At 64.3% G+C, this 24,657-nt stretch carries 24 protein-coding genes and 1 tRNA gene; 17 read left to right on the forward strand and 8 right to left on the reverse strand.

The genetic code is table 11. From position 1 onward, the window contains the following. Both EOA33_RS03480 and EOA33_RS03485 read left to right on the forward strand, forming a co-directional pair. The coding region (locus EOA33_RS03480; RefSeq protein ID WP_145989058.1) for a low specificity L-threonine aldolase at positions 1 to 1,027 on the forward strand (1,027 nt) is incomplete at its 5' end. A 24-nt stretch (positions 1,028 to 1,051) separates the two neighbouring features. After that, on the forward strand, positions 1,052 to 1,942 hold the full coding sequence (locus tag EOA33_RS03485) for an MBL fold metallo-hydrolase (protein WP_127404949.1): 891 nt from the start codon (positions 1,052 to 1,054) through the stop codon (positions 1,940 to 1,942). Between the two features lie 3 nt (positions 1,943 to 1,945). Here EOA33_RS03485 and EOA33_RS03490 read toward each other — a convergent pair whose 3' ends face one another. Continuing rightward, positions 1,946 to 2,698 carry a sulfite exporter TauE/SafE family protein gene (locus EOA33_RS03490; RefSeq protein ID WP_127404950.1) on the reverse strand — a complete coding sequence of 251 codons (753 nt, stop codon included), beginning with the start codon at positions 2,696 to 2,698 and terminating at the stop codon, positions 1,946 to 1,948. 148 nt (positions 2,699 to 2,846) lie between these two features. Beyond that, positions 2,847 to 3,314, reverse strand: a complete 468-nt coding sequence (locus EOA33_RS03495; protein ID WP_126058414.1) for an Hsp20 family protein — start codon at positions 3,312 to 3,314, stop codon at positions 2,847 to 2,849. 455 nt (positions 3,315 to 3,769) lie between these two features. Between EOA33_RS03495 and EOA33_RS03500 the strand changes: the two genes are divergently transcribed. Next, positions 3,770 to 4,726 carry an alpha/beta hydrolase gene (locus EOA33_RS03500; protein ID WP_126058413.1) on the forward strand — a complete coding sequence of 319 codons (957 nt, stop codon included), beginning with the start codon at positions 3,770 to 3,772 and terminating at the stop codon, positions 4,724 to 4,726. Positions 4,727 to 4,805: 79 nt separating this feature from the next. Here EOA33_RS03500 and hisN read toward each other — a convergent pair whose 3' ends face one another. After that, entirely contained in the window at positions 4,806 to 5,579 is a 774-nt protein-coding gene (gene hisN, locus EOA33_RS03505) for a histidinol-phosphatase (RefSeq protein ID WP_126058412.1), read from the reverse strand. Positions 5,580 to 5,896: 317 nt separating this feature from the next. Further along, entirely contained in the window at positions 5,897 to 6,838 is a 942-nt protein-coding gene (locus tag EOA33_RS03510; RefSeq protein WP_127404951.1) for an N-formylglutamate amidohydrolase, read from the reverse strand. 162 nt (positions 6,839 to 7,000) lie between these two features. On the opposite strand from EOA33_RS03510, the gene EOA33_RS03515 reads away from it, so the two are divergent. Next, positions 7,001 to 7,363, forward strand: coding sequence for a response regulator (locus EOA33_RS03515; RefSeq protein ID WP_006199474.1), 363 nt, complete (start codon positions 7,001 to 7,003; stop codon positions 7,361 to 7,363). Positions 7,364 to 7,475: 112 nt separating this feature from the next. Continuing rightward, positions 7,476 to 7,550 (forward strand) — tRNA-Val (locus tag EOA33_RS03520). A gap of 111 nt (positions 7,551 to 7,661) precedes the next feature. Here EOA33_RS03520 and EOA33_RS03525 read toward each other — a convergent pair. The 4 genes from EOA33_RS03525 to EOA33_RS03540 form a co-directional block, all read right to left on the reverse strand. After that, a complete protein-coding gene (locus tag EOA33_RS03525) occupies positions 7,662 to 7,871 on the reverse strand; it encodes a hypothetical protein (protein WP_127404952.1) in 210 nt (69 codons plus the stop codon). 292 nt (positions 7,872 to 8,163) lie between these two features. After that, positions 8,164 to 9,126, reverse strand: a complete 963-nt coding sequence (locus tag EOA33_RS03530) for a GDP-L-fucose synthase (RefSeq protein ID WP_126058410.1) — start codon at positions 9,124 to 9,126, stop codon at positions 8,164 to 8,166. Then, positions 9,123 to 10,208, reverse strand: coding sequence for a GDP-mannose 4,6-dehydratase (gene gmd, locus EOA33_RS03535; RefSeq protein WP_126058409.1), 1,086 nt, complete (start codon positions 10,206 to 10,208; stop codon positions 9,123 to 9,125). The genes EOA33_RS03530 and gmd overlap by 4 nt, the downstream gene beginning before the upstream one ends. A gap of 99 nt (positions 10,209 to 10,307) precedes the next feature. After that, positions 10,308 to 11,462 carry a dihydrodipicolinate synthase family protein gene (locus tag EOA33_RS03540; protein WP_126058408.1) on the reverse strand — a complete coding sequence of 385 codons (1,155 nt, stop codon included), beginning with the start codon at positions 11,460 to 11,462 and terminating at the stop codon, positions 10,308 to 10,310. A 237-nt stretch (positions 11,463 to 11,699) separates the two neighbouring features. Here EOA33_RS03540 and EOA33_RS03545 point away from each other — a divergent pair, with 237 nt between their 5' ends. From EOA33_RS03545 to EOA33_RS03600, 12 genes are all read left to right on the forward strand, one after another. Continuing rightward, the gene (locus EOA33_RS03545; protein WP_127404953.1) at positions 11,700 to 12,740 is read left to right on the forward strand and encodes a LacI family DNA-binding transcriptional regulator; all 1,041 of its coding nucleotides are present in this window, start codon (positions 11,700 to 11,702) and stop codon (positions 12,738 to 12,740) included. After that, positions 12,737 to 13,753 (forward strand): Gfo/Idh/MocA family oxidoreductase, encoded by a 1,017-nt coding sequence (locus tag EOA33_RS03550; protein WP_127404954.1) that lies wholly within the window; start codon positions 12,737 to 12,739, stop codon positions 13,751 to 13,753. The genes EOA33_RS03545 and EOA33_RS03550 overlap by 4 nt, the downstream gene beginning before the upstream one ends. Continuing rightward, entirely contained in the window at positions 13,750 to 15,351 is a 1,602-nt protein-coding gene (locus EOA33_RS03555) for an acyl CoA:acetate/3-ketoacid CoA transferase (protein ID WP_127404955.1), read from the forward strand. The genes EOA33_RS03550 and EOA33_RS03555 overlap by 4 nt, the downstream gene beginning before the upstream one ends. Further along, positions 15,344 to 16,120, forward strand: coding sequence for an enoyl-CoA hydratase/isomerase family protein (locus EOA33_RS03560; RefSeq protein WP_127404956.1), 777 nt, complete (start codon positions 15,344 to 15,346; stop codon positions 16,118 to 16,120). Before EOA33_RS03555 ends, EOA33_RS03560 begins: the two co-directional genes overlap by 8 nt. 9 nt (positions 16,121 to 16,129) lie before the next feature. Further along, positions 16,130 to 17,641 carry an aldehyde dehydrogenase family protein gene (locus EOA33_RS03565; protein ID WP_127404957.1) on the forward strand — a complete coding sequence of 504 codons (1,512 nt, stop codon included), beginning with the start codon at positions 16,130 to 16,132 and terminating at the stop codon, positions 17,639 to 17,641. A 60-nt stretch (positions 17,642 to 17,701) separates the two neighbouring features. Next, complete coding sequence (locus EOA33_RS03570) at positions 17,702 to 18,955, forward strand: ABC transporter substrate-binding protein (RefSeq protein ID WP_126058402.1); 1,254 nt, start codon at positions 17,702 to 17,704, stop codon at positions 18,953 to 18,955. Positions 18,956 to 19,076: 121 nt separating this feature from the next. After that, complete coding sequence (locus EOA33_RS03575) at positions 19,077 to 20,036, forward strand: sugar ABC transporter permease (protein WP_127404958.1); 960 nt, start codon at positions 19,077 to 19,079, stop codon at positions 20,034 to 20,036. Next, on the forward strand, positions 20,033 to 20,977 hold the full coding sequence (locus tag EOA33_RS03580) for a carbohydrate ABC transporter permease (protein WP_127404959.1): 945 nt from the start codon (positions 20,033 to 20,035) through the stop codon (positions 20,975 to 20,977). The genes EOA33_RS03575 and EOA33_RS03580 overlap by 4 nt, the downstream gene beginning before the upstream one ends. A 4-nt stretch (positions 20,978 to 20,981) precedes the next feature. Then, complete coding sequence (locus EOA33_RS03585; RefSeq protein ID WP_127404960.1) at positions 20,982 to 22,097, forward strand: ABC transporter ATP-binding protein; 1,116 nt, start codon at positions 20,982 to 20,984, stop codon at positions 22,095 to 22,097. Positions 22,098 to 22,165: 68 nt separating this feature from the next. After that, positions 22,166 to 23,668, forward strand: a complete 1,503-nt coding sequence (locus tag EOA33_RS03590) for a GMC family oxidoreductase (RefSeq protein ID WP_127404961.1) — start codon at positions 22,166 to 22,168, stop codon at positions 23,666 to 23,668. Next, the gene (locus EOA33_RS03595; protein ID WP_127404962.1) at positions 23,665 to 24,426 is read left to right on the forward strand and encodes a 3-ketoacyl-ACP reductase; all 762 of its coding nucleotides are present in this window, start codon (positions 23,665 to 23,667) and stop codon (positions 24,424 to 24,426) included. Before EOA33_RS03590 ends, EOA33_RS03595 begins: the two co-directional genes overlap by 4 nt. Before the next feature lie 12 nt (positions 24,427 to 24,438). Then, the coding region (locus EOA33_RS03600) for a lycopene cyclase family protein (protein ID WP_148670639.1) at positions 24,439 to 24,657 on the forward strand (219 nt) is incomplete at its 3' end.

Below are 24,657 nucleotides of genomic sequence, written 5' to 3' on the forward strand. Positions count from 1 at the left end.
GGCGGGCGTCCATCCCGACATCTCGGCCAACCTATCCCGGCACGCGGCGGGCATCGCCACCGCCTATGGCGACGGCGACCTCGACCGCGCCGTCTATCGCCGTTTCAGCGAGATCTTCGAAAGCGACGTCCAGGTGTTCTTCGTCGCGACCGGCACAGCGGCGAACGCATTGTCGATGGCAGCGTTGAACCGTATCGGCGGCATCGCGCTTTGCCATTCCGAAGCGCATATCAATGTCGATGAGTTCGGCGCGATGGGTTTCTACACTGGCGGCGCGCGCGTGATGCCGGTGCCCGGGCCTCTGGGTCGCATCAACCCGCAGCCGCTGGACAAGGCCATCCAGCGCTATTCGCGGGACCTCGCGCCCGGCGGCCAGCCGATGGCCGTGACCATCACCCAGGCGACCGAAGTCGGCACGGTCTACACCGTCGACGACGTCAAGGCGATCGCCGAGGTCAGCCGTCGCCACGGCCTGCCGCTCCACATGGACGGTGCCCGTTTCGCCAACGCCATCGCCGCGACCGGCGTCACGCCGGCCGAGATGACCTGGAAGAGCGGCGTCGACATCATCTCCTTCGGCGCCACCAAGAACGGCTGCTGGATGGCCGACGCTGTCGTGATCTTCAATCAGGAGGTCGGCAAGGACCTGCGCCTGCTTCGCCAACGCGCCGGGCAGACATTCTCCAAGGCGCGCTTCATCTCGGCTCAGTTCGAAGCCTATTTCACCGATGACCTTTGGCTGAGAATGGCAGGCCACGCCAATGCGATGGCCGCGCGTCTGGCCGAGACGATCGAGGATGCGCCGACCGGCAGGCTGGCCTGGCTACCACAGGCAAACGAGGTGTTCGCGATCCTCGACCGTGCCGCTGCCGAGAAGATGCAAGCCGCCGGCGCCAAATTCTATGAATGGGGCGTGCCGCTGGGCTTTGACGGCCATCTCGGCGACAACGAGGCGATCTACCGCTTCGTCGCCAGCTTCGCGACGACGAAGCAGGAGATCGAGCGTCTCGGCCAGTTGCTCGCTTGAGCTCGCGACATCGGGAGGAACCAGATGACCAGGCCCTCTCTCGGCTCGACCATGCGGCTGGTTCGTCCGGCGCCAAACGTTGTCCGCTTCTACGATGGCCGCCTCGATGGCGTTCGCATCTGGTCGGAGGAGCCGAACTGGCTCGACGACGGCGCCTATTCGCTGGGCATTTGCACTTATGCGATCGTCGATGGATCGCAAGCGCTTGTCTATGACACGCATATATCCCTGCCCCACGCCCGCCTTGTCCGGCGGACGCTCGAAGAGATGGGCGTGACCTCGATCCGCGTCGTGCTCAGCCACTGGCATGACGATCATATTGCCGGGAACGAGATGTTCCATGATTGCGAGATCATCGCCAACCGCCTCACAGCCTCGGCCCTTGAACGTGGCCGGGCCGAGATCGAAGGCGGCAATCCGCCGATCAGGCCGCTCGTGCTCCCCAACAGGATATTCGACAACAACCTCCATCTGACCGTCGGAGCGATCCCCGTCGAACTCCGCCAGGTCGAAATCCACAGCCATGACGGCACGGTCCTGCTGATGCCCGATGCCGGCCTGTTGCTGGCGGGCGACACGCTGGAGGACTCGATCACCTATGTCTCCGAACCGGAGCGTCTTGCCGAACATCTGATCGACCTGGAGCGCATGGCCGGCTGGCGGTTCGATCGCATCCTGCCCAACCACGGTTCCTGCGAAACAATTGCAGCAGGTGGCTATGACAGAAGCCTTATCGCCGCGACCCAGGCCTATGTTCGAAAACTGCTTGCCTGCCGGCAAGAGCCTGACCTGGCCAAGCAGGATCTGAGAACCTTCGGCGCGGATATGTTTGCCTCGACGGCCGTCGAGTATTTCGCGCCATACGAAGCCGTTCACCGACAAAATGTCGAGGCTGCGCTGGCGGCAAAGGGCTAAGGGCTAGCCCAGGAACGGCCGCGCCAGCAGTTCCAGGCCAAGCACGATCAGGAAGATCAGAAACCAGCGCCGGAAGGTCGCCGGGCTGATGCGCTGCCTGAGCAGCTGGCCGAGCCACATGCCGAGCAGGGCCGGCAGCACCGCCAGTGACGACATCGCGAGATGCTCGACCTCGAACGCTCCGTGCGAGGCGAGGCCAAGCGCCAGCGCGATGGTGGACACGGTGAAGGAAAGGCCGAGCGCCTGGATCAGGTCGTCCCTGCCGAGCCCCAGCGCCTGGATGTAGGGCACGGCCGGCACCACGAAGACGCCGGTGCCGCCGGTGACGAGGCCGGTGAGGACGCCGATGATGGGCGACAGCCAGCGCTCGGCCCTGGCCGGAATGCCGGGCCGCCGCGCCAGGAGTGTGTAGGTGGCGTAGAGGACAAGGGCGGCGCCGAGGCCGGCGGTCGTCCATTTGACGTTGTCGCTGGCGAGCAACCGCGCGCCGGCAATCGTGCCGACCATGATGCCGGCCATCATCAGCCACAGCCGACGCAGGATCGACGCGAAGCTCGGGCCGGCGAACAGCTGCCAGACATTGGTGACGAAGGACGGCACGATCAGCAGCGAGGCCGCGGTGACAGGCGGCATAGCGGTGCCCAGAAGTCCCATCGCCAGCGTCGGCAAGCCCATGCCGGTCACGCCCTTGACGACGCCGGCCAGCAGGAAGGTGATGGCGATGGTTGCCGTCAGCGCCAGGGAAAAATCGGACATCGCCCTTCATGCTGGGCCGGCGCCTGCTTCAAAAGGGCCAGAAGCCTTTGTTGCGGATGGCACAGAAATCCGCGCAAACAAAAAGCGGCGCCTCTCGGCGCCGCTTTCGTCTCGGGAGGAGACTGGTCTTACGGATGGTGCTCGCGGATTACGCGGCCGCTTTGGCCTCGATCTGCCTGGCCTTGTCCGAGGACTGGGTGATCGCGATCTTGCGCGGCTTCAGCTCCTCGGGAATGTTGCGCTTGAGGTCGACGAAGAGCAGGCCGTTCTTCAGCGTGGCGCCCTCGACCTCGACATGGTCGGCGAGCTGGAAGCGGCGCTCGAAAGCCCTCGAGGCAATGCCGCGATAGAGCAGCTCGGAGCCTTCGCCGTTGCCCTCTTCCTTGCGCTCACCCTTGACGGTCAGCACGTTGCGGTGGGCCTCGATTGAGATCTCGTCTTCCGAGAAGCCGGCAACCGCCATCGAGATGCGATAGGCGTTCTCGCCTGTGCGCTCGATATTGTAGGGCGGATAGGTCTGCGCGCCGTCGGGCTGGCCGAGCGAGTCGAGCATGGTGAAGAGACGGTCGAAACCGACGGTCGAACGATAGAGCGGGGAAAAATCAACGTGACGCATAGGGTGTTCTCCTATTGAGCAACAGAGTTTGCGTTTGGCCGCTGCGAAACCCGGAACGGCGTTTCGGATGGACCAGCGGTCCCGACATTGGCGACCGCTCCAGACATTTGGGAAGCGCAAAAGGGCATTTCAAGATTTTCGCCGACGGAACATTCGAGCCTCGATGAACGTCAGATGAACCGCGGCTTCGGCCGGCGTTCAGCCAGGCGGCGTTAGGATGCTGCCAGGATCAAGGACCAGGCGGCGCGCCCAACAGACGCCGCGACGAGGCCGAGCCGGGTGTTAACGTCCCTTCCTCCCGGATCGACAAGGGCCGGAAGCAGCCAAAGGCTGCTTCCGGCCTCGTTGGTTGGCCTTCCACCATCTCCGCGACGCCTTTGCTTTTGGCGCATGGCCGTCTATCACCGTGCGACACCTCGCCAGCCGCGGCGGCAGAGCAAAGAACGAAACGCCGAATGACGGACCTTTTTTATCAGACGCCGGACAATCCGCCGCCGGAAAATGCCGCCGGCGGCTTCTTCACCACGCGTGACCGCAAGAAGATCCGCTACGGCGTCTTTGCCGCCACCACCCGCCCTCTCAAGGGCACCGTGGTCCTGCTCACCGGCCGCAACGAGTGCGCCGAGAAATATTTCGAGACCATCCGCGATCTTTGCGGCCGCGGCTTCAGCGTCGCAACGCTCGACTGGCGCGGCCAGGGTGCTTCCGACCGGCTGACCGGCGACCCGCAGCGTGGTTATGTCCGCAGCTTCCGCGACTACGCCAGCGATCTCGAGCAGTTCTTCGAGGAGGTGGTGCTGCCCGACTGTCGCGGACCATACTACATCCTCGCCCATTCGGCCGGAGCGGTGGTCGCGCTGCTCGCTTCGCCGTCGATGGTCAACCGGGTGCGGCGCATGGTGCTGATTGCGCCTTTCCTGACCTTGCCCGATTTGCCTGTCTCGATAAGCACGGTCCGCCGCGTCTGCGCGGCGTTCTGCGCGATCGGCCTTGGCCGGCTCTATGCCGCCATCGGACCGCGGCCGAAGGAGACGACGCCGTTTGAGCTCAACAAGGTGACGTCGGATCCCGTGCGTTACCGGCGCAACACCGGCATCTACGAAGCCTGGCCGCAGCTGGCGCTTGGCGGACCGACGATCCGCTGGCTGAAGGCTGCGGCCGAGGCGTCCGAGACGATCAGCGATCCGGACTTCATGAGCGCGATCCAGGTTCCGATGCTGGTGATCGCCGCCGGTGCCGACCAGGTCGTCTCGACCAAGGCGGTGGAAGCCTACGCCAGGCGCCTGCGCCTTGGCTCACTGCTGATGATCGACGGCGCCCACCATGAGATCCTGCAGGAGAAAGACCTCTATCGCGAGCAACTCCTCGCCGCCTTCGACGCCTTCATTCCCGGAACCGGCGACGCGCCCTGACCGGTGCACGGCCACCGGGCTGACAGCCTGCTGCCAGGATCGGCATCCTTGGCCGCGCCCCAGGGACCGATCGCGGGGCTCAGCCGCGCAGAGCAGCCATCGCCGCCGCGTGCAGCTCAGGCGTCGCCGCCGCCAGGATATCCCCGCCCTTCTCCGCCGGACCGCCCTCGAACGTGGTGACGACGCCGCCCGCCTTCTCGATGATCGGGATCAGCGCCACGATATCGTAGGGTTTCAGCCCGGGATCGGCGACGATGTCGACGCTTCCCGCCGCGACCATGGCGAAGGCATAGCAATCGGTGCCGTAGCGGGCGAGCTGGACCTGCTTTTCGAACTGATCGTAGCGCGAGCGCGCCTCGCCCTTAAACAGCGCCGGCGTGGTGGTGAACAGCGTCGCCCTGGCGAGGTCGGTGGTCTTGCGCGTCGCAAGCTTGCGCGGCCCGCCAGGACCTTCATAGTGGGACCCGGATGCGTTGGCATAGAACAGCTCACCGGTGAAAGGCTGCGACATCAGCCCGGCGACGGCCTCGCCGTCGACCGTCAATCCGACCAGCGTTCCCCAGACCGGCAGGCCGGAGATGAAGGCGCGCGTGCCGTCGATCGGATCGATCACCCAGACATGCCGGCTGGAGATGTTCGAGCTGCCGTGCTCCTCGCCGAGAATGCCGTGCTCGGGATACTCCGTCGATATCAGCGCCCGGATCACCCGCTCGGCCTCGCGGTCGGCCTCGGTGACCGGATCGAAGCTACCCGCCTCCTTGTTGACGACCGCGCCCTGGCTGCGGAAGCGCGGCAAGGTCTCGGCGGCGGCGGCATGCGCGATGCGCCGCATGAAGTCGATGCTGATGTCCAACTGATTCTCCCGCGTTGCGGCATGCCGTGCTTTGCCGATGATTTCCTGCCTGAACAAGGGGCATGGATCATTTAGCACCGCGGCAACTGTTGCCTGAATGTCACGCAAACGCCACCGAAACGCAATTTCCCAATCAGAGTGAATTAAAAAAGCCTGAAGTCGATTGACATTTGTGCATCGCACAATAGATTTGTTCTCGGATAGGTTTTCCTGTCCATGCCCTCCTTGGGCGTTTCCTCCCTAGACTTCGACCGTGTCGTGAAAACGATGCGGTCTTTTTTTCACGCGGCTCGCGGCGCTGATCGGGTGTGCCGGCGTTACTCGGCGGCCAGCGGCAGATCGACGAAATGATGGTCCGGCATCGCCATCAGATCGGCCGAGAAGCGCGTGAGGTCGTCGGCAAGCGCGTCGAAGCCGGGCGATTTCTGGAACGTCCGCTCGTTCATGTAGAGCCCGCGATTGACCTCGATCTGCAGCGCATGCAGATGGCGCGCCGGACGGCCGTAATGCTCGGTGATGAAGCCCCCGGCATAGGGCTTGTTGTGGGCCACCGTGTAGCCCATGCCGGTGAGCAGGGCGATCGCCGTCTCGGTCAGCGCCGCCGTTGCGGAAATCCCGAAACGGTCGCCAATGATGAAATCCGGCCGCACGCCATTGTCGCCGACCCTTATGCTGGCCGGCATCGAATGGCAGTCGATCAGCACCGCATAGCCGAACCTGGCATGGGTTCTTGTCAACAGCCGTTTCAGCGTCTCGTGATAGGGCTTGTAGACGGTCTCGATGCGCGCCACCGCCTCGGCCAGTGGCAAGCGGCCGGAGTAGATGTCGAGCCCCTCCCCCACCAGCTTCGGCACGGTGCCGAGCCCGCCCGCCACCCGCGCGGAGCGGATGTTGCAGAAGGACGGCACCGGCTCGGCGAACATGCGCGGGTCGAGCTCCCAGGGCTCCCGATTGACGTCGAGATAGGCGCGCGGGAAATTCGCCGCCAGCATGGGCGCGCCGAGCACCACGGCGCCGCCGAACAACTCGTCGACATAGCAATCCTCCGACCGGCGGATGGCGTTGCTGTCGAGCTTGGCCATGGCCAAAAAGCGCTCGGGATAGTAGCGGCCGCTATGCGGCGAATTGAAGAGGAAGGGAACGCGCTGCTCGGCGCCCGATCGGATATCGAAGGGTGGAACGACCGAAAAATCCTCGGCTGCCGTCTTCAATGTGAACGAACCAGGAAACAGCACTGCATCATGGTCTAAAACTGCCATCTCCCCGGCCGCATGTCCAGCATTTCAGCGCTCTGTCCCGTTGTCAAAGTCGGGCTTATGCGCCCAACGTTCACTTGATGTTTACCGACACCTCCTCATATACAGGATGGTTAACGGGCTTGCCCGGCATCAACATCGGGCGGGTGATTCGGACGGGACATGATGGCACGCATTCTGCTGGCGGAAGACGATGATGATATGCGCCGGTTCCTCGTCAAGGCATTGGAGCGCGCCGGCTATCAGGTGAGCGATTTCGACAATGGCGCCAGCGCCTATGAGCGGCTGCGCGAGGAACCGTTCTCGCTGCTTTTGACCGATATCGTCATGCCGGAGATGGACGGCATCGAGCTTGCACGCCGCGCCACCGAGATCGATCCCGACCTCAAGGTCATGTTCATCACCGGTTTCGCCGCAGTAGCGCTCAACCCTGATTCCAAGGCGCCGAAGGACGCCAAGGTACTGTCGAAGCCGTTCCACCTGCGTGACCTCGTCAACGAGGTCGAGAAGATGCTGCAGGCGGCGTGAGGCGTTCCAGCTTGATCCCGGCGCGCCTTCGGGCGCGACAAAACGAGCCCTTCTTTCGTTTTTCCACCTATTGACGCGCCGGATCAAAAATGGTGTATGCGCGGCATCGGATGGGCGTGTAGCTCAGCGGGAGAGCACTGCATTGACATTGCAGGGGTCACAAGTTCAATCCTTGTCACGCCCACCATCCTAACAAATCCCCACGGGAACAAGAGAGTAGGGCAATACGGCAGCAGGATCTTGCCGCTGCTAATCATTCCCTATTGCCCTGCTCTCTCACTGGCTTACTCTCCTACACTCATTGCGGCCGAGGGTCGGGTCTGTTGGGCCTGTCGTGGTTGCCGTTCTTGCCTTCGCGGCACGGCGCATCGCCAATGCCGCAGCATTTGCCGTGATAGGTGACGTTCGGCTTGAGGTTATCGCAATCCCGGGGGGTGGTCGTCTTACAGCCCGCCACCACTGAAGCGGCGGCGATGGCAAGCAAGACGTTTCTCGAAAGAATAGGCATGGACGTTCTCCTTGTGGACCGCGTTTGTTACGCAGCGCTGGGTCGCGTCCCTCCAAGGATTGGTTCAAACGAATCGGAAAATTTCTGCGAAGCCTTTCGCCATGCGCCGGCGAACAAGGCGCCGTTGCCGCTGGTGAGCGAGTGGCGCGTGTGGCGTGGAACCGCTCTTCCATCGACGACACGATTGCGCCTGTAGCCGAACGCGTCCACGACCGACTTTGCGTTGGCCATTGCCAGAAGGTGGCTGCCCAGCCCATCCCCTCATGCTGCGGCAATCAGCGTCGATTGCGGCTCAGCCCGCGCCGAGGCGAACGTCGCCTGTCTCGACATGCCGCAGAAACCACCCATAAGTCTGTTCCAATCCATCGCGCAGCGAGCAGCGCGGCCGCCAGCCCGTTGCAAACAGGCGCGACACGTCCAGCAGCTTGCGCGGCGTGCCGTCCGGCTTTGTCGCGTCGAAGGTTACCGTGGCTTCGACGCCGACCACGGACAGGATCGTGCGGGCAAGCTTGCCAATGCTGATGTCTTCTCCCGAGCCGACATTGACGTGGCCGTCGCCGGAATAGTTCTTCAGCAGCCAGACAAGCGCATCGGCGGCGTCGTCGACATGCAGGAACTCGCGCATTGGCCTGCCCGATCCCCAGACCTCCAGCTGCTTCCCGCCGGCACGCTTGACCTCATGCGCCTTGCGCATGAGGGCCGGCACGACATGGCTGCTGGTGAGGTCGAAATTGTCGCCCGGACCATAGAGGTTGGTCGGCATGGCGGAGATGTAGTCCACGCCATACTGACGCCGGTAGGCCTGGCAGAGTTTCAGCCCGGCGATCTTGGCGACCGCGTACCATTCATTGGTGGGCTCGAGCGGACCGGTCAACAGCGCGTCTTCGGGGATCGGCTGCGGCGCGAGCTTCGGATAAATGCAGGACGAGCCGAGGAACAGGAGCTTCCGCACCTCGCAGCGGAAGGCGCTCTCCATGACATTGGTCTGCACCACCAGGTTCTCGTGGAGAAAGTCGACCGGAAGCGTGTCGTTGGCCAGGATGCCGCCGACCTTTGCGGCCGCCATTACCACTGCGTCCGGCCTGTGCTCGGCCATCCAGCGCCGCACGCCGGCCTGGTCGAGAAGGTCGAGCTCGCTGCGCGCGACCGTCAGGATTTCGCAATCCTCGCCTGCCAGTCGGCGCGCGACAGCCGAGCCGACCATGCCGCGGTGCCCGGCAACGAAGACCCGTTTGCCCTTCAAATCGAAAGTCATCGGCCCACCCCCGGGCGGAACGTCCGCCCTGCCATGGCTGCATCGTCAAAATCCGCGAGGTCGGCCTGCACCATTTCCGCCACCAGATCCCTGAAGCCGGTCCTGTGCGACCAGCCCAGCACGGCTCTCGCCTTGGACGCGTCGCCGACCAGGAGGTCGACCTCGGTTGGCCGGAAATAGCGTGGGTCGATGCGCACCAGGACCGCGCCCGAAACGGCGTCGATACCCACTTCGTCTGCGTCATGGCCTTGCCAGAGCACGGTGCGCCCCGTCTCGGCGAAGGCCAGTTCGACGAATTCGCGCACCGAATGCGTCTCGCCCGTCGCCAGCACGAAATCGTCGGCCTCGTCGTGCTGGAGGATGCGCCACATGCCCTCGACATAGTCGCGCGCATGGCCCCAGTCGCGTCTGGCGTCGATATTGCCGAGATAGAGCACATCTTGCCGCCCGTGATGGATCGCGGCCACCGCGCGCGTGATCTTGCGGGTGACGAAGGTCTCGCCACGGCATGGACTCTCGTGGTTAAACAGGATGCCGTTGGCCGCGAACATGCCATAGGCCTCGCGGTAGTTGACCGTCGTCCAGTAGGCGTAGAGCTTGGCCGCCGCATAGGGCGAGCGCGGACGGAAGGGCGTCGTCTCGTTCTGCGGCGCCACCGACGCCTTGCCGTAGAGTTCCGAGGTCGACGCCTGATAGAAGCGCACCGACCTTTCGAGGCCGAGGATACGGATCGCCTCCAGCAGCCGCAGCGTCCCCAGCGCATTGGCATTGCCCGTATATTCCGGGTTCTCGAAACTCACCTGGACATGGCTCTGGGCGCCGAGATTGTAGATTTCGGCGGGTCGCGTCTCCTGCACGAGGCGGATCAGGTTGGCCGCGTCGGTCAGATCGCCATAGTGCAGGAAGAGGCGTGCGTCGCGCTCATGCGGATCGACATAGAGGTCTTCGATACGCCCGGTGTTTGATGAGGACGAGCGGCGTTTGACGCCGTGGACGACATAACCCTTCTCAAGCAGCAATTGCGCCAGATAGGCTCCGTCCTGCCCGGTCACGCCGGTGATGAGCGCCACTTTGCCCGTCATTGTCCGTCTTCGCCCGCCCCTCGGGAGAAACAGGGAAAACAGATTTGCCCGGCCAAGGCAAATTTATGGTCTTCGAACGGAACCGATCGGTGGTCGAGGTCAAACGCCTGCGACGGCGCAGAGGCTCTTCATTCGGGCCACCGCAAGCTCGGGATCGGCCAGCAATCCCGCCTGGTCGGCCAGCCGGAACACATCGGCATAATGCAGGATGCCGCGCGCCGACTGCATGCCGCCGACCATCGCGAAATGCTCCTGATGGCCATTCAGCCATGCCATGAAGACGATGCCGGCCTTGTAATATTCGGTCGGCGCCTCGAAGATCTTGCGCGACAGCGGCACCGTCGGCGCCATCAGTGCGTCATAGCCGGCGCGGTCGCCATCGGTGAGCCTGGCCAGCGCCGCGTTGGCGACCGGCGCGATGGCGTCGAAAATGCCGAGCAGCGCATGCGAGTGCCTCCTGCCGTCGCCGGCGATCAACTCGGGGTAGTTGAAGTCGTCGCCGGTGAACATGACGACGCCTTCCGGCAACCGATCCCGCAGCGCCACCTCCTTGCTGGCATCGAGCAGCGATATTTTTATGCCTTCGACCTTGCCGGCATGCCGCTCGATGATGGCCACGACCGTATCGAGCGCCGTCTCGAAATCGCCACTGCCCCAGTATCCCTTCAGGGCCGGATCGAACATGTCGCCCAGCCAGTGCAGGATCACTTTGCCTGACGCCTGCGAGAGGATCCGGTCGTAGATGCTGGAATAGTCGTCCGGGCCCCTGGCGACCGCCGCCAGCGCGCGGCTCGCCATCATGATCGCCTTGCCGCCCTGCCCCTCGATGAAGCCGAACTGCTCCTCATAGGCGGCAATCACATCGTCGAGCGTGCTCGCCGCGGAAGGGGCCAGATGATCGGTGCCGGCCCCCGAAGCGAGATCGGCCCCTTCGACGGTCCGCGCCTCTGCAATCGAGCGGCGGATCAATTCCTTTGCGTTTGCCCAGTCGAAACCCATGCCGCGCTGGGAGGTGTCCATCGCCTCGGCGATGCGGAAGCCGAGCCGCCACAGGTGATGGCGGAACGCCATCGTCCTGTCCCAGTCGACGACGGGCAGCGACCACGGGTCGGTCATGGCGAGGGGGTCGGCGACGACATGGGCGGCGGCATAGGCGACGCGCGAAAACCGCGCCCCGGCAACCGGCTGCGCGGGCCGACCGACAAGCCGGTAGCTGGCGCGGCGGCCACCCTCCTCGGGCAAGGTGATGTCCATGAAACTCTCCCTTTGGCAGCGCCTATAGATGGAACGTTCCAATAAATCAAGAAGCTTTATGATTTTTGCTCTGGCACGCCGAAATGCTGCATCGCAACACGATTTCCCTTGTCGCATAAGGTGTTGACACGGTCGAATTGTCGATTTTTTCGTTTTTCAGAAATCCGGATTGACTCTCCTCTCGCCTCATGATTAGAACGTTCCAATAGATTTGACCAGTTGGGAGGAGCGATCTGGATGGCCAGCCGGGCCAAGGCGACGATACTCGACATCGCCCGTGAAGCGGGCGTGTCCAAGTCGACGGTATCGCTCGTACTGCAGGGCAGCGGGCTGATCCGGCCCGAGACAGCGGTCAAGGTGCGCAAGGCGATCGAGGATGTCGGCTATGTTTACAACCGCGGCGCCGCCAATCTGCGCAAGGCTCACTCCAACGTCATCGGCATGGTCATCAACGATCTCACCAATCCCTTCTTCACCGAACTGGCGGTGGGCATGGAGCGCGTCTTCCAGTCGGCCGGCATCGTGCCCTTCATCGCCAATACGGCCGAGAACCCGGTGCGCCAGGAAGAAGTGCTGAAATCGCTGATGGAGCAGGGCGTCGCCGGGCTGATCGTGTCGCCGGCGCGCGGCACCACGCCGGGCGCCTTCCGCCGCATCGAGACAGCCGGCGTTCCGGTTGTCTTTGCCATGCGCCGTTTGCCCGAGAGCCGCATCCCGGTGATCGCGCCCGACAATCATCGCGGCGCCTTTCTCGCCACCGCCCACCTGATCGGCAAAGGCCATCGCCGGCTGGCCTTCTTCGGCGGTTCTTCCGACCTCGTGGTCTATCACGAGCGGCTGGGCGGTTTCCGCGAGGCCTGCGCGACGCTTGGCGTTGCCGCTGGCGACATCTTGGTCTTCGAAGGCGAGACCAGCCGCAAGGGCGGCATCGCCTGCCTGGATACCGCTATCGCCATGGCCGAACCGCCGACGGCCGCACTTTGCTTCAACGACGCGGTCGCCTTCGGCGCCATGCTGGCGCTGCGCAAGCACGGACTGGAGCCCGGCGCGGATTTTGCCGTCGTCGGCTTCGACGACGTGACCGAGGCCGAACACTACATGCCCGCGCTGACCAGCGTCGCGGTCGATGCGGCCGGTCTCGGCGAGCGCGCCGCCCATGCCATGCTGAAGATGATCCAGTCGCGCACCACCCGCGCCGAGGACCACATCGGCGCGGTCAACCTGGTGGTCAGGGAAAGCTGCGGGCCGGATCGCTCGGGAATGGGAGACGCGGCATGACCGTCCGATGGGGACTGATCGGCGCCAGCACGATCGCCAAACAGTTCATGATCAACGCCATCCGCGCGCAACGCGAGGGCGAGGTGGTTGCGGTGATGAGCTCCAGCCCCGAGCGCGCCAACGCCTATGCCGGCGAGAACGGCATTCCGCGCGGCGTCTCGACACTCGCCGATCTGCTCGGCGCCGGCGTCGACGCCGTCTACATCTCGACCACCAACGAGCTGCATCTCGAACAAGCGCTTGCCACGATCGAGGCGGGCAAGCATGTGCTGTGCGAAAAGCCGCTGGCGCTGACCAGCGCCGATGCGAGGACGATGGTCGCGGCCGCCAACGCTGCCGGCGTCGTGCTCGGCACCAACCATCATCTGCGCAATGCGGGCGCGCATCGCGCCATGCGCGAGGCGATCGCCGCCGGCAGGATCGGCAAGCCAATCGCCGCGCGCGTCTTCCATTCCGTCTACCTGCCGGAAAACCTGCAGGGCTGGCGCATCAGCAAGCCCGAAGCTGGCGGCGGCGTGGTGCTCGACATCACCGTTCACGATGCCGACACGCTGCGCTTCGTGCTCGGCGACGATCCGATCGAGATTTCCGCTTTCACGCAAGCCGCAGGCATGGCCGGCAGCGGGCTGGAGGACGGCGCCATGTGCATCTGGCGCTTCAAATCAGGTGTCATTGCCCAGTCGCATGAGGGCTTCACGACGAAATTCGCCGGCACTGGCTTCGAGGTGCACGGCTCCGAAGGTTCGCTGTTCGCCAACAATGTCATGACCCAGAAGCCGGTCGGCTCGGTGCTCTTGCGCACGGGCGCCGGCGAGGAAGAGCTGAGCTTCGACCGCGAGGACCTCTACACGCGCTCGCTGCGCCAGTTCCATGCCGCGATCCGCGACGAAGGCCGGCCTTCCGCCACCGGCGAGGACGGTGTTTGGTCGCTGGCCGCGGCTGAAGCCGCGCTGCAATCGGCCAAATCGGGCAAGGCCGTCACCATCGATCCGAAACTCGGGAGCGCGGCGTGAGCAAGGTCATTTCCGCGGCGCAGGCTGCAAGCCTGATCAAGGACCGTATGGTCGTATCGGTGTCGTCGTCGAGCGGCCTCGGCTGCCCGGACGCAGTGCTTGCCGCGATCGGCGAGCGCTTCGACGCCGAAGGCCACCCGAAGGCCATCACCACGTTGCACCCCATCGCCGCCGGCGACATGTACGGCATCAAGGGCATCGATCATCTGGCGAAACCCGGCCTGTTGAAGCGCACGCTTTGCGGCTCCTACCCTTCCGGCCCGTCATCCGCCGAGCCGCCGCAGATCTGGAAGATGATCGGCGACAATTCGGTCGAGGCCTACAATGTGCCGTCCGGCATCCTGTTCGACATGCACCGCGAGGCCGCCGCCAAGCGGCCGGGGGTGCTGACCAAGGTCGGTCTCGACACCTTCGCCGACCCCCGCCACCAAGGCTGCGCCATGAACGCGGCGGCCAGCGAGCCGATCGTATCGGTGCAGCAGTTCGATGGCGAGGAATGGCTCTATTTCCGCGCCATCGTTCCCAACGTCTCGATCATCCGCGCCACCACCGCCGACGAGCGCGGCAACCTCACCTATGAGCACGAAGGCGCCTATCTCGGCGGGCTGGAGCAGGCTCTCGCCGCCCGCAACAATGGCGGTGTCGTCATCGCGCAGGTCAAGCGCGTCGTCGAGAACGGCACGCTGAAGCCGCACGACGTTCGTGTGCCTGGGGTGCTCGTCGACCACATCGTTGTCGCGCCCGATCAGCTGCAGACGACGCTGACCCCTTACGATCCGGCGATCTCCGGCGAGATCTTCCGGCCACTGTCGACCTTCCGCAACGCGGAGATGAACGTCCAGAAGGTGATCGCGCGCCGCGTCGCCATGGAGTTGCGCGACGGCATGGCCGTCAACATCGGCTTCGGCATCTCCGCCAACGTGCCGCGCATCCTTCTGGAGGAAGGCCAGCACGGCAAGGTCACCTGGGTGATCGAGCAGGGCGCCGTAGGCGGCGTGCCGCTGCTCGACTTCAAGTTCGGCTGCGCCTCCAATGCCGAGGCGATCATGCCCTCGCCGCACCAGTTCATCTACTTCCAGGCCGGCGGCTTCGACGCCTCGCTCTTGTCCTTCCTGCAGATCGACCGCCATGGCTCGGTCAATGTCTCGAAACTTTCGGCGCGGCCGCATGTCACCGCCGGCGCCGGCGGCTTCGTCGACATCACCTCGCGGGCGAAGAAGATCGTCTTCTCCGGCTTCTTCAACGCCGGCGCCAGGCTGTCGCTGGCCGACAGCGGCATCCGCATCGACCAGGAAGGCAAGGTCAAGAAGGTCGTCGAAGAGGTCGAGCACATCTCCTTCTCCGGCAAGCGCGCGGTCGCGCAAGGGCAGGACATCACCTATGTCACCGAGCGCTGCGTGATGAAGCTGACGCCCGACGGGTTGATGGTGACCGAGCTGGCGCCCGGCATCGACCTGGAACGCGATGTGCTGGCACAGGCCGATATTCCGCTCGGTATTGCCAATGACCTCAAGGTGACGCCGGCGTCGCTCTACCAGGATCGGCCGATCGGCCTATCGCTGAATGGCGGCGCTTCGCTCGGAGGCGCGCATGGCTGAACGTCTCGTCAGCTTCGAACAGGACGGCGCCATCGGCTTCGTCACGCTGCGCCGGCCGGAAAAGTTCAACGCGCTGGACATTCCGATGCTGCGCGCGCTCGAAGCGGCGCTCGACGAGGCGGAGCTGGCTGAGGGCGTGCGTGTCGTGCTCGTCCGTGGCGAAGGCAAGGGCTTTTGCGCCGGCGGCGACGTCGAGGCCTGGGCACAATTGAGCGCCGCCGATTTCCAGGTGCAATGGGTCCGCTATGGCCACCGTGTCTTCGATCGGCTGGCGCGGCTCAGGCAGCCGACCATCGCCGTGCTGTCCGGCCATGCGCTAGGCGGCGGCCTGGAGCTGGCGGTGGCCTGCGATTTCCGCGTCGCCGAAACCCAGGTGAAGCTGGGCTTTCCCGAAACCTCGATCGGCGTCGTTCCCGGCTGGTCTGGCACGCAGCGCGCCGTGCGCCGCTTCGGCGTGCAGACGGTGCGGCGCATGGCCATCGGAGGCGAAGTCCTGCTGGCGAGCGAAGCGCTTGCGCTGGGCGTTGTCGACCGCGTCGTCGAGACCGGCAAGGCGCTCGCCGAGGCCAAGGCCTGGGCAGAAAAAATCGCCGAGCGCGGGCCGCTGGCGACCGAGGCCGCAAAGCTGATGATCGCGGTCGCCGAGGGCGAGGACAGCGCTGCAGCCACGGAAGCGCTGGCCAGCGCCTTCATTGCGCTGACCGGCGACCTCAAGGCCGGCGTCGGCGCATTCAAGGCCAAGCAGAAGCCGGCCTTTTCGAGGTCCTAGAGGAATCCGATGAACGCACCCCTCAAGATTTCCATGCCGGCCGAGGCGTCCGCGGCGCCGAAGACCTACAAGCTGCTGATCGACGGCAAGCATGTCGAGGCCCGCGACGGCCGCGTGCTGGAGCGCAGAAGCCCCGGCCACGGCTTTGCCGTCTCGCGCTATGCTCAGGCCGGCGAAGCGGAAGTCGAGACCGCGGTGGCTGCCGCGCATAGGGCCTTCGAGGCCGGCCCCTGGCCGCGCATGAAGGCATCCGAGCGCGCCGCCATCCTGCTCAAGGCGGTCGACCTGATCGAGGTCCGGCTGGAAGAGATCGCCAGGCTCGACGCGCTGGAATCCGGCAAGCCGATCGCCCAGGCGCGCGGCGAGATCGGCGGCGCCGTCGACATCTGGCGTTATGCCGCCTCGCTCGCCCGCACGCTGCACGGCGAGAGCTACGCCAATCTCGGCGACGCCATGCTGGGCGTTGTGCTGCGTGAGCCGATCGGCGTCGTCTCGATCATCACGCCGTGGAATTTCCCCTTCCTGATCATCAGCCAGAAGCTCCCCTTCGCGCTCGCCGCCGGCTGCACGGCGGTGGTGAAGCCAAGCGAGATGACCTCGGCCTCGACCTTCGTGCTCGGCGACATCCTGCTTGAAGCAGGCCTCCCCGCCGGCGTAGTCAACATCCTCGCCGGCTTGGGCGGCGATGTCGGCGCGCCGATGGTCAACCATCCGCTGGTCGAGATGGTGTCTTTCACCGGCTCCACCCGCGTCGGCAAGATGACGATGGCTGCCGCCTCGAACTCCCTGAAGAAGGTGTCGATGGAGCTCGGTGGCAAGAACGGCCAGATCGTCTTCCCCGACGCCGATCTGGAAGCGGCGGCGGATGCCGCGGTGTTCGGCGGCTTCTTCAACGCCGGCGAATGCTGCAACGCCGGCAGCCGGCTGATCGTACATGAGGCGATCGCCGACGACTTCCTCGCGACCGTCAAGGCGTTGACCGCCAGGGTGACGGTTGGCGATCCGCTCGACGACCGCACCAAGGTCGGCGCAATGATTTCCACCGACCATCTAACCAAGGTAGCCGGCTATGTAACGGCGGCGGCCGGAGACGGCGGCTCTGTTTATGCGGGCGGCAGCCAGCTCGCCTCAAATGCCGGCCAATATCTCGATCCGACCATCATTCGCGGCGTGACCGAGGACATGGCGATCGCACGCGAGGAAGTGTTCGGGCCCGTGCTCTCCGCGCTAACCTTTGACTCGATTGAAAGGGCGTTGCACATCGCCAACAACACGCCCTATGGTTTGTCGGCGGGTGTGTGGAGCGCCAGCATCGACACCTGCATGTCGGTGGCGCGTAATGTGCGTTCGGGGACTGTTTGGGTGAACACGTTCATGGAAGGTTACCCCGAGCTGCCGTTCGGGGGCTACAAACAGTCCGGTCTCGGACGTGAACTCGGCAAGCGCGCTGTCGAGGACTATACAGAGGAAAAGACAATCCAGTTTCATCGCGGCCAGCGCACCGGTTGGTGGGTCGGCTGAGTTGGGAAGACCCCGGCGGACGTCCGTCGGTTGTGTGCATTGCAACAAGGGAGGAACCACATGTTGCGCAAACTGCTTATCGGAACGGCTCTTGCGTCGACCTTTGCGTTTTCGGCGCATGCCGCCGACGTCAAGGAAGTGCAGATGCTGCATTGGTGGACGTCGGGCGGCGAAGCGGCTGCTCTGAACGTCCTCAAGGAGGATTTGTCCAAGGAAGGCTATGCCTGGAAGGACGTGCCGGTGGCCGGCGGCGGCGGCGACGCCGCCATGACGGCGCTGAAAGCCATGGTCGCGGCCGGCAACTATCCGACCGCCTCGCAGATGCTCGGCTATACCGTGCTCGACTATGCCGCTGCCGGCGTCATGGGCGATCTGACCGAGACCGCCAAGAAGGAAGGCTGGGACAAGTCGGTTCCGGCAGCCCTGCAGAAATTCTCGGTCTACGACGGCAAGTGGGTCGCGGCTCCGGTCAACGTCCACTCGGTCAACTGGCTGTGGATCAACAAGGCGGTGATGGACAAGATCGGCGGCGCCGAGCCGAAGACCTTCGACGACTTCGTCGCCTTGCTCGACAAGGCCAAGGCGGCGGGCGTCATCCCGCTCGCGCTCGGCGGCCAGAACTGGCAGGAAGCCACAATGTTCGACTCCGTCGTGCTGTCGACCGGCGGGCCGGAATTCTACAAGAAGGCCTTCAACGACCTCGACGAGGAATCGCTGAAGTCCGACACGATGAAGAAGTCGTTCGACAACCTCGCCAAGCTGGTCACCTATGTCGACCCGAACTTCTCGGGCCGCGACTGGAACCTCGCCACCGCCATGGTCATCAAGGGTGACGCGCTGGTTCAGGTCATGGGCGACTGGGCCAAGGGCGAGTTCCACGCCGCCAAGAAGACCCCGGGCACCGACTTCCTCTGCTATCGCTTCCCGGGCACCGACGGCTCGGTGATCTACAACTCCGACATGTTCGGCATGTTCAACGTTCCGGACGACCGCAAGGCCGCCCAGGCAGCGCTTGCCACCGCCACGCTGTCGAAGAGCTTCCAGTCGGCCTTCAACGTCGTCAAGGGTTCGGTTCCGGCCCGCACCGACGTGCCTGACACCGACTTCGACGCTTGCGGCAAGAAGGGTATCGCCGACCTGAAGGCGGCCAACGAAGGCGGCACGCTGTTCGGTTCGCTGGCCCAGGGCTATGGCGCGCCTCCGGCCGTTGCCAACGCCTACAAGGACGTCGTCTCGAAGTTCGTTCATGGCCAGATCAAGACCTCGGACGAGGCCGTGACCGAGCTGGTCAAGGCGATCGACGACGCCAAGTAAGCGATGCTTGAAACGACCTCCCCGCCCTGGCGGGGAGGTTTCTAACGAGGCAAGGTCCCGGATTGCCCGGGCTGGCGCTTTGCGCCGGTCGGCCCCCGACGAACCGGTACTGGATGAGCCGATGAGCACAGTAGCCGAAACCACCGCGAAGCTGACACCGGAGCACGACGCCCGCCCAGGAGCGTCCGTTCGCTCGCGGCTGCAGGATCTGTTGCCGAAGATCGTGCTGGCGCCGAGCTTCGCGGCGACGATCGTCTTCGTCTATGGCTTCATCCTATGGACGATCTATTTGTCCTTTACCAATTCCAAGACCTTCCCGTCCTACGCCATTACCGGGCCGCGCGCCTATCAGCGGCTGTGGCGCTGGACCTTCGAGAGCGACCCGCCGTCGAGCTGGTACACCTCGATCACCAACATGGGCATTTTCGGCTTCCTCTATATCTTTATCTGCTTGGCGCTCGGCCTGTTCCTGGCCATCCTGCTCGACCAGAAGATCCGCGGCGAAGGCATGCTCAGGCCGATCTACCTCTACCCGATGGCGCTCTCCTTCATCGTCACCGGCGTCGCCTGGAAATGGTTCCTCGATCCCGGCCTCGGCCTCGAGCAGACGCTGCACCAGTGGGGCTGGACGAGCTTCCATTTCGACTGGATCAAGAACAAGGATTTCGTCATCTACACCGTGGTCATCGCTGGAGTCTGGCAGGCCTCCGGCTTCATCATGGCGATGTTCCTGGCCGGCTTGCGCGGCATCGACGGTGAGATCATGAAGGCGGCGCAGATCGACGGCGCCACCACCTTCCAGCTCTACCGCCGCATCGTCATTCCGCTGCTGCGGCCAGTGTTCCTGTCGGCCTTCATCGTGCTCGCCCACCTCGCCATCAAGTCCTATGACCTGGTGGTGGCGCTGACCAGCGGCGGACCGGGCGGTTCGGCCTGGCTGCCGTCCAACTTCATGTACGAGTTCACCTTCAAGCGCAACGAGATGGCCGTCGGCTCGGCGAGCGCCGTGATCATGCTGATGACGCTGACCGCGATCATTGTGCCTTATCTCTATTCCGAGCTCAGGGAGAAGCCGCGATGAGCGCCGTTGCCTCACCGACCCGCCCGGCCACCGGCGGCATCAGCGCCAGGACGATCAACCGCATCGTCATCTACGGGCTGCTCGCGCTCTTCGCGATCTTCTACCTGATGCCGCTCTTCGTCATGCTTGTCACCTCGTTCAAGACCATGGACGAGATTCAGAACGGCAACATGCTGGCACTGCCGCAAGCGCCGACGTTCGACCCGTGGTGGAAAGCCTGGGGCGAGGCCTGCGTCGGTCTCACCTGCACCGGCATCAAGGGCTACTTCTGGAACTCCATCAAGATGGTGGTTCCGGCGGTGCTGATCTCGACGCTGCTCGGCGCCCTCAACGGCTACGTGCTGACCAAATGGCGCTTCCGCGGCCACACGCTGGTCTTCGCGATGATGCTGTTCGCCTGCTTCATCCCGTTCCAGTCGGTGCTGCTGCCGATGGCGACGATCCTCGGCAGCATCGGCCGCTTCGGCGTCACATTGCAGAACGCGACCGGGTTCAATTTCGGCCTCGGCAATTCGACGGTGAACCTGGTCTTCGTCCATGTCGTCTACGGCCTCGGCTTCACCACGCTGTTCTTCCGCAATTACTACGAGGCCTTTCCGACCGAACTGATCAAGGCGGCGCAGGTCGACGGCGCCTCCTTCTTCCAGATCTTCCGCCGCATCATGCTGCCGAACTCGATGCCGATCTTCGTCGTCACCGTGATCTACCAGTTCACCAACATCTGGAACGACTTCCTGTTCGCTTCCGCCTATGCCGGCACCGGCGACGTCATGCCGATGACGGTGGCGCTGAACAATGTCGTCAACACCTCGACCGGCGTGGTCGAGTACAACGTCAACATGGCGGCGGCGATGATCGCCGCCCTTCCCACCCTTCTCGTCTATGTCGTCGCCGGCCGCTATTTCGTGCGCGGGCTGATGGCCGGTGCGGTCAAAGGATAATCTGATGGCTTTTCTTGAAATTGATGGGCTGAAGAAGCGCTTCGGGAATGTCGAGATCCTGAAGGGCATCAATGTCGAGTTGGAGAAGGGCGGCTTCCTTGTGCTGGTCGGCCCGTCCGGCTGCGGCAAGTCCACGCTGCTCAACACCATCGCCGGGCTGGAGAACATCACCGAGGGCGAGATCCGCGTCGATGGACGCGCTATCAACGATCTCCATCCGTCCAAGCGCGACATCGCCATGGTGTTCCAGAGCTACGCGCTCTATCCGAACATGACGGTCGCCGGGAACATCTCATTCGGCATGGAGATGCGCGGCGTGCCGGCCGAAGAGCGCCAGAAGGCAATCGACAAGGTGGCCAAGGTGCTGCAGATCGGCCACCTCCTGCAGCGCAAGCCAAGCCAGCTCTCCGGCGGCCAGCGCCAGCGCGTCGCCATGGGCCGGGCGCTGGTGCGCGACCCGAAACTGTTCCTGTTCGACGAGCCGCTCTCCAACCTCGACGCCAAGCTGCGCGTCGACATGCGTATCGAGATCAAGCGCCTGCACGCCAACACCGGGACGACGATCGTCTACGTCACCCATGACCAGATCGAGGCGATGACGCTGGCCACCAAGATCGCCGTGATGCGCGACGGCGAGGTGCAGCAGTTCGGCACGCCGGCCGAAATCTACAACAACCCGACCAACATCTTCGTCGCCGATTTCATGGGCTCGCCGGCGATGAACCTGGTGCCGGCGACGATCGGCGGCAATGGCAGTGGGTTGTCCGTGGTGCTGCAGCGCGACGGGCGCGAGCCGATCTCGCTGCCGCTCGGCAACGCGCCGACGGGCCTTTCGGCCTTCCAGGGCAAGCCAGTCATCTTCGGCGTCCGCCCGGAGTCGCTGACCGATCCGGAAGGCGCCGAACGCAATGCCTCCAACATCGCCACAGCGGACTGCCATATCGAGGTGATCGAGCCGGCCGGCTCCGACACCTTCGCCGTCACCAATCTCGGCGGCAAGGCGGTGGTGGCACGGTTGCGCGCCGATGCCAAGATCCAGCCTGGCACCGTGACGCCGCTCGCCTTCAACCTGACCAAGGCTGTGTTCTTCGACCCGGCGACCGAGAAGCGCATTCTCTGATGCATGTCGCCCAAAAGTGGCTCCGGTTTTGGGCCAACGACATGCATCCAAACGAAGATCTTTAGGCCATGGCAAACCCGGATATCGTCATCATCGGCTCCGGCATCGGCGGCGCCACGATCGCCTCCGGTCTGGCTGGCAGTGGCGCCTCGATCCTGATCCTGGAGCGCGGCGAACCTCTGCCTGCGACGCCCGAGACGCGCGACACCCGCGCCATTTTCGTCAAAGGCCACTACCGGCCGAAGGAGATGTGGCGCGAAGCGGGCGGCGCCGCCTTCAACCCAGGCAACTACTACTATGTTGGCGGCAATTCGAAATTCTATGGCGCGGTGCTGATCCGCTACCGCAAGGAGGACTTTTCCGCCATGGAGCATTTCGGCGGCGTCTCGCCGGCATGGCCCTTCTCCTATGACGAGTTCGAACCGTGGTATTCGGAGGCCGAGCAGCTCTTTCGCGTGCGTGGGACGCTGGGTGAAGACCCGACCGAGCCGTTCCATTCGATCCCCTATGCCTTCAAGCCGGTCGCCGACGAGGCGCCGATCGCGCGCGCCCGTGCCGAGTTGAAGGGACTCGGCCTGCATCCGGCGTCGCTGCCGCTCGGCGTCGACATCGACGCCTGGCTGAAGGACGGCAGGACGGGGTGGGACGCCTTCCCCAACACCGGCCAGGGCAAGGTCGATGCCCAGACCGGACCGCTGGCGGCGGCCCTTGCGGACCAGAACATCCGTCTCGAGACCGGCGCCCATGTCGACTATCTGGAGGCAGCGCCGGACGGCAAGTCGATCGCCACCATCCACTACACCCAGAGCGGCTCGCAAAAGAAGCTGTCGCCGAAGCTGGTCATTCTTTCGGCCGGAGCGGTCAATTCCGCCGTCATTCTGCTGCGCTCGCCCTCCGCGAAGGGCAAGGGCCTTGCCAACAGTTCCGACCAGGTCGGCCGCAACTTCATGAACCACAATTCGAGCGCCATGCTGGCGATCGATCCGCGCCGCCGTAATGACGCCGTCTACCAGAAGACTCTGATGCTCAACGACTACTACCTGTCGGACGGCAGGGGTGGCAAACCGCTCGGCAACGTGCAGCTGCTCGGCAAGATCGACGGCAACATGCTGAGGGCCAATGTGAAGACGGTGCCGAAATTCGCGCTCGACTTCATGGCCGGCCATGCCGTCGACTGGTACCTGATGTGCGAGGACCTGCCCGATCCCGAAAGCCGCATCATGGTCGACGGCAAGGACATCGTCATGCAGTGGCGGCGCTCCAACATGCAGTCGCTGGAAGGCCTGACCAAGGTGATGCGCGAAAATTTCCGCGCCTGCGGTTATCCGATCGTGCTGTCGCGTCCCTTCGACAAGCGCACGCCCTCGCACCAGTGCGGCACGGTGAAGATGGGCAACGACCCAGCAACCTCGCCGCTCGACCCCTTCTGCCGCGCTTACGACCACCAGAACCTGTTCGTCGTCGATGGCGGCTTCCTGCCGACCTCGGCCGCGGTCAACCCGGCGCTGTCGATCGCGGCGCAGGCGCTGCGCGTGGCCGAGCACATCCGCAAGACGGAGCTTGCCGCATGACCCGCCCGGCGGCCATCATCACGGGCGGCGCGCGGGGCATCGGACTGGCCTGCGCCGAGGCATTGGCCGATGCCGGCTTCGACATCCTCGTCGCCGACTTGGCCGACAAGCCTGCCGATGGCCTTGCCAAGAATATCACCGCGCGCGGTTCGAAGTTCGCCTACGCAAGCTGTGATATCGCCGATCTCGCGGGCCACGCGGCGTTGATCAAAACCGCGAAGAGCGCCTTCGGCCGCATCGATTGCCTGGTCAACAACGCCGGCGTCGGCGCCGTCGTGCGCGGTGATCTGCTGGACCTGAAACCGGAGAACTTCGATCGCGCCCTCGGCATCAATCTGCGCGGTACGGTGTTCCTCAGCCAGGCCGTCGCCAAGGCCATGCTTGGCACACTCGGCGAGCACCCGAAATCGATCGTCACAATCACTTCCGTCAGCGCCGAAGCGGCCTCGCCGGAACGCGCCGACTACTGCGTCTCGAAAGCCGGCCTGTCGATGTGGGTGAAAACCCTGGCGCTGCGACTCGCTGCCGAAGGGATCAGCGTGTTCGAGGTGCGGCCTGGCATCATCCGCACCGACATGACATCAGGCGTTGCCGCCAAATATGAGGCGCTGATCGAAGGCGGTCTGGTGCCAGCCAGACGCTGGGGCGAGGCATCGGATATCGGCGCCGTGGTGGCCGCGCTTGCCAGCGGCAAGTTCGGCTTTTCGACCGGCTCGATCATCAATGTCGACGGTGCGCTCTCCATACCGCGGCTCTGAACGGATGAGACAATGACCGATTACATCATCGTTGGCGCCGGTCCCGCCGGCTGCGTTCTCGCCAACCGGCTCAGCGAGGATCCCTCGAATTCGGTGCTGCTGCTGGAAGCCGGCGGCAAGGACTGGCATCCGCTGATCCACATGCCGGCCGGCTTCGCCAAGATGACCAAGGGCATCGCCTCCTGGGGCTGGTCGACCGTGCCGCAGAAGCACATGAAGGACCGCGTCTTC

It is taken from the genome of Mesorhizobium sp. M4A.F.Ca.ET.050.02.1.1, from assembly GCF_003997725.1.
In the GTDB taxonomy this organism is placed as follows: domain Bacteria; phylum Pseudomonadota; class Alphaproteobacteria; order Rhizobiales; family Rhizobiaceae; genus Mesorhizobium.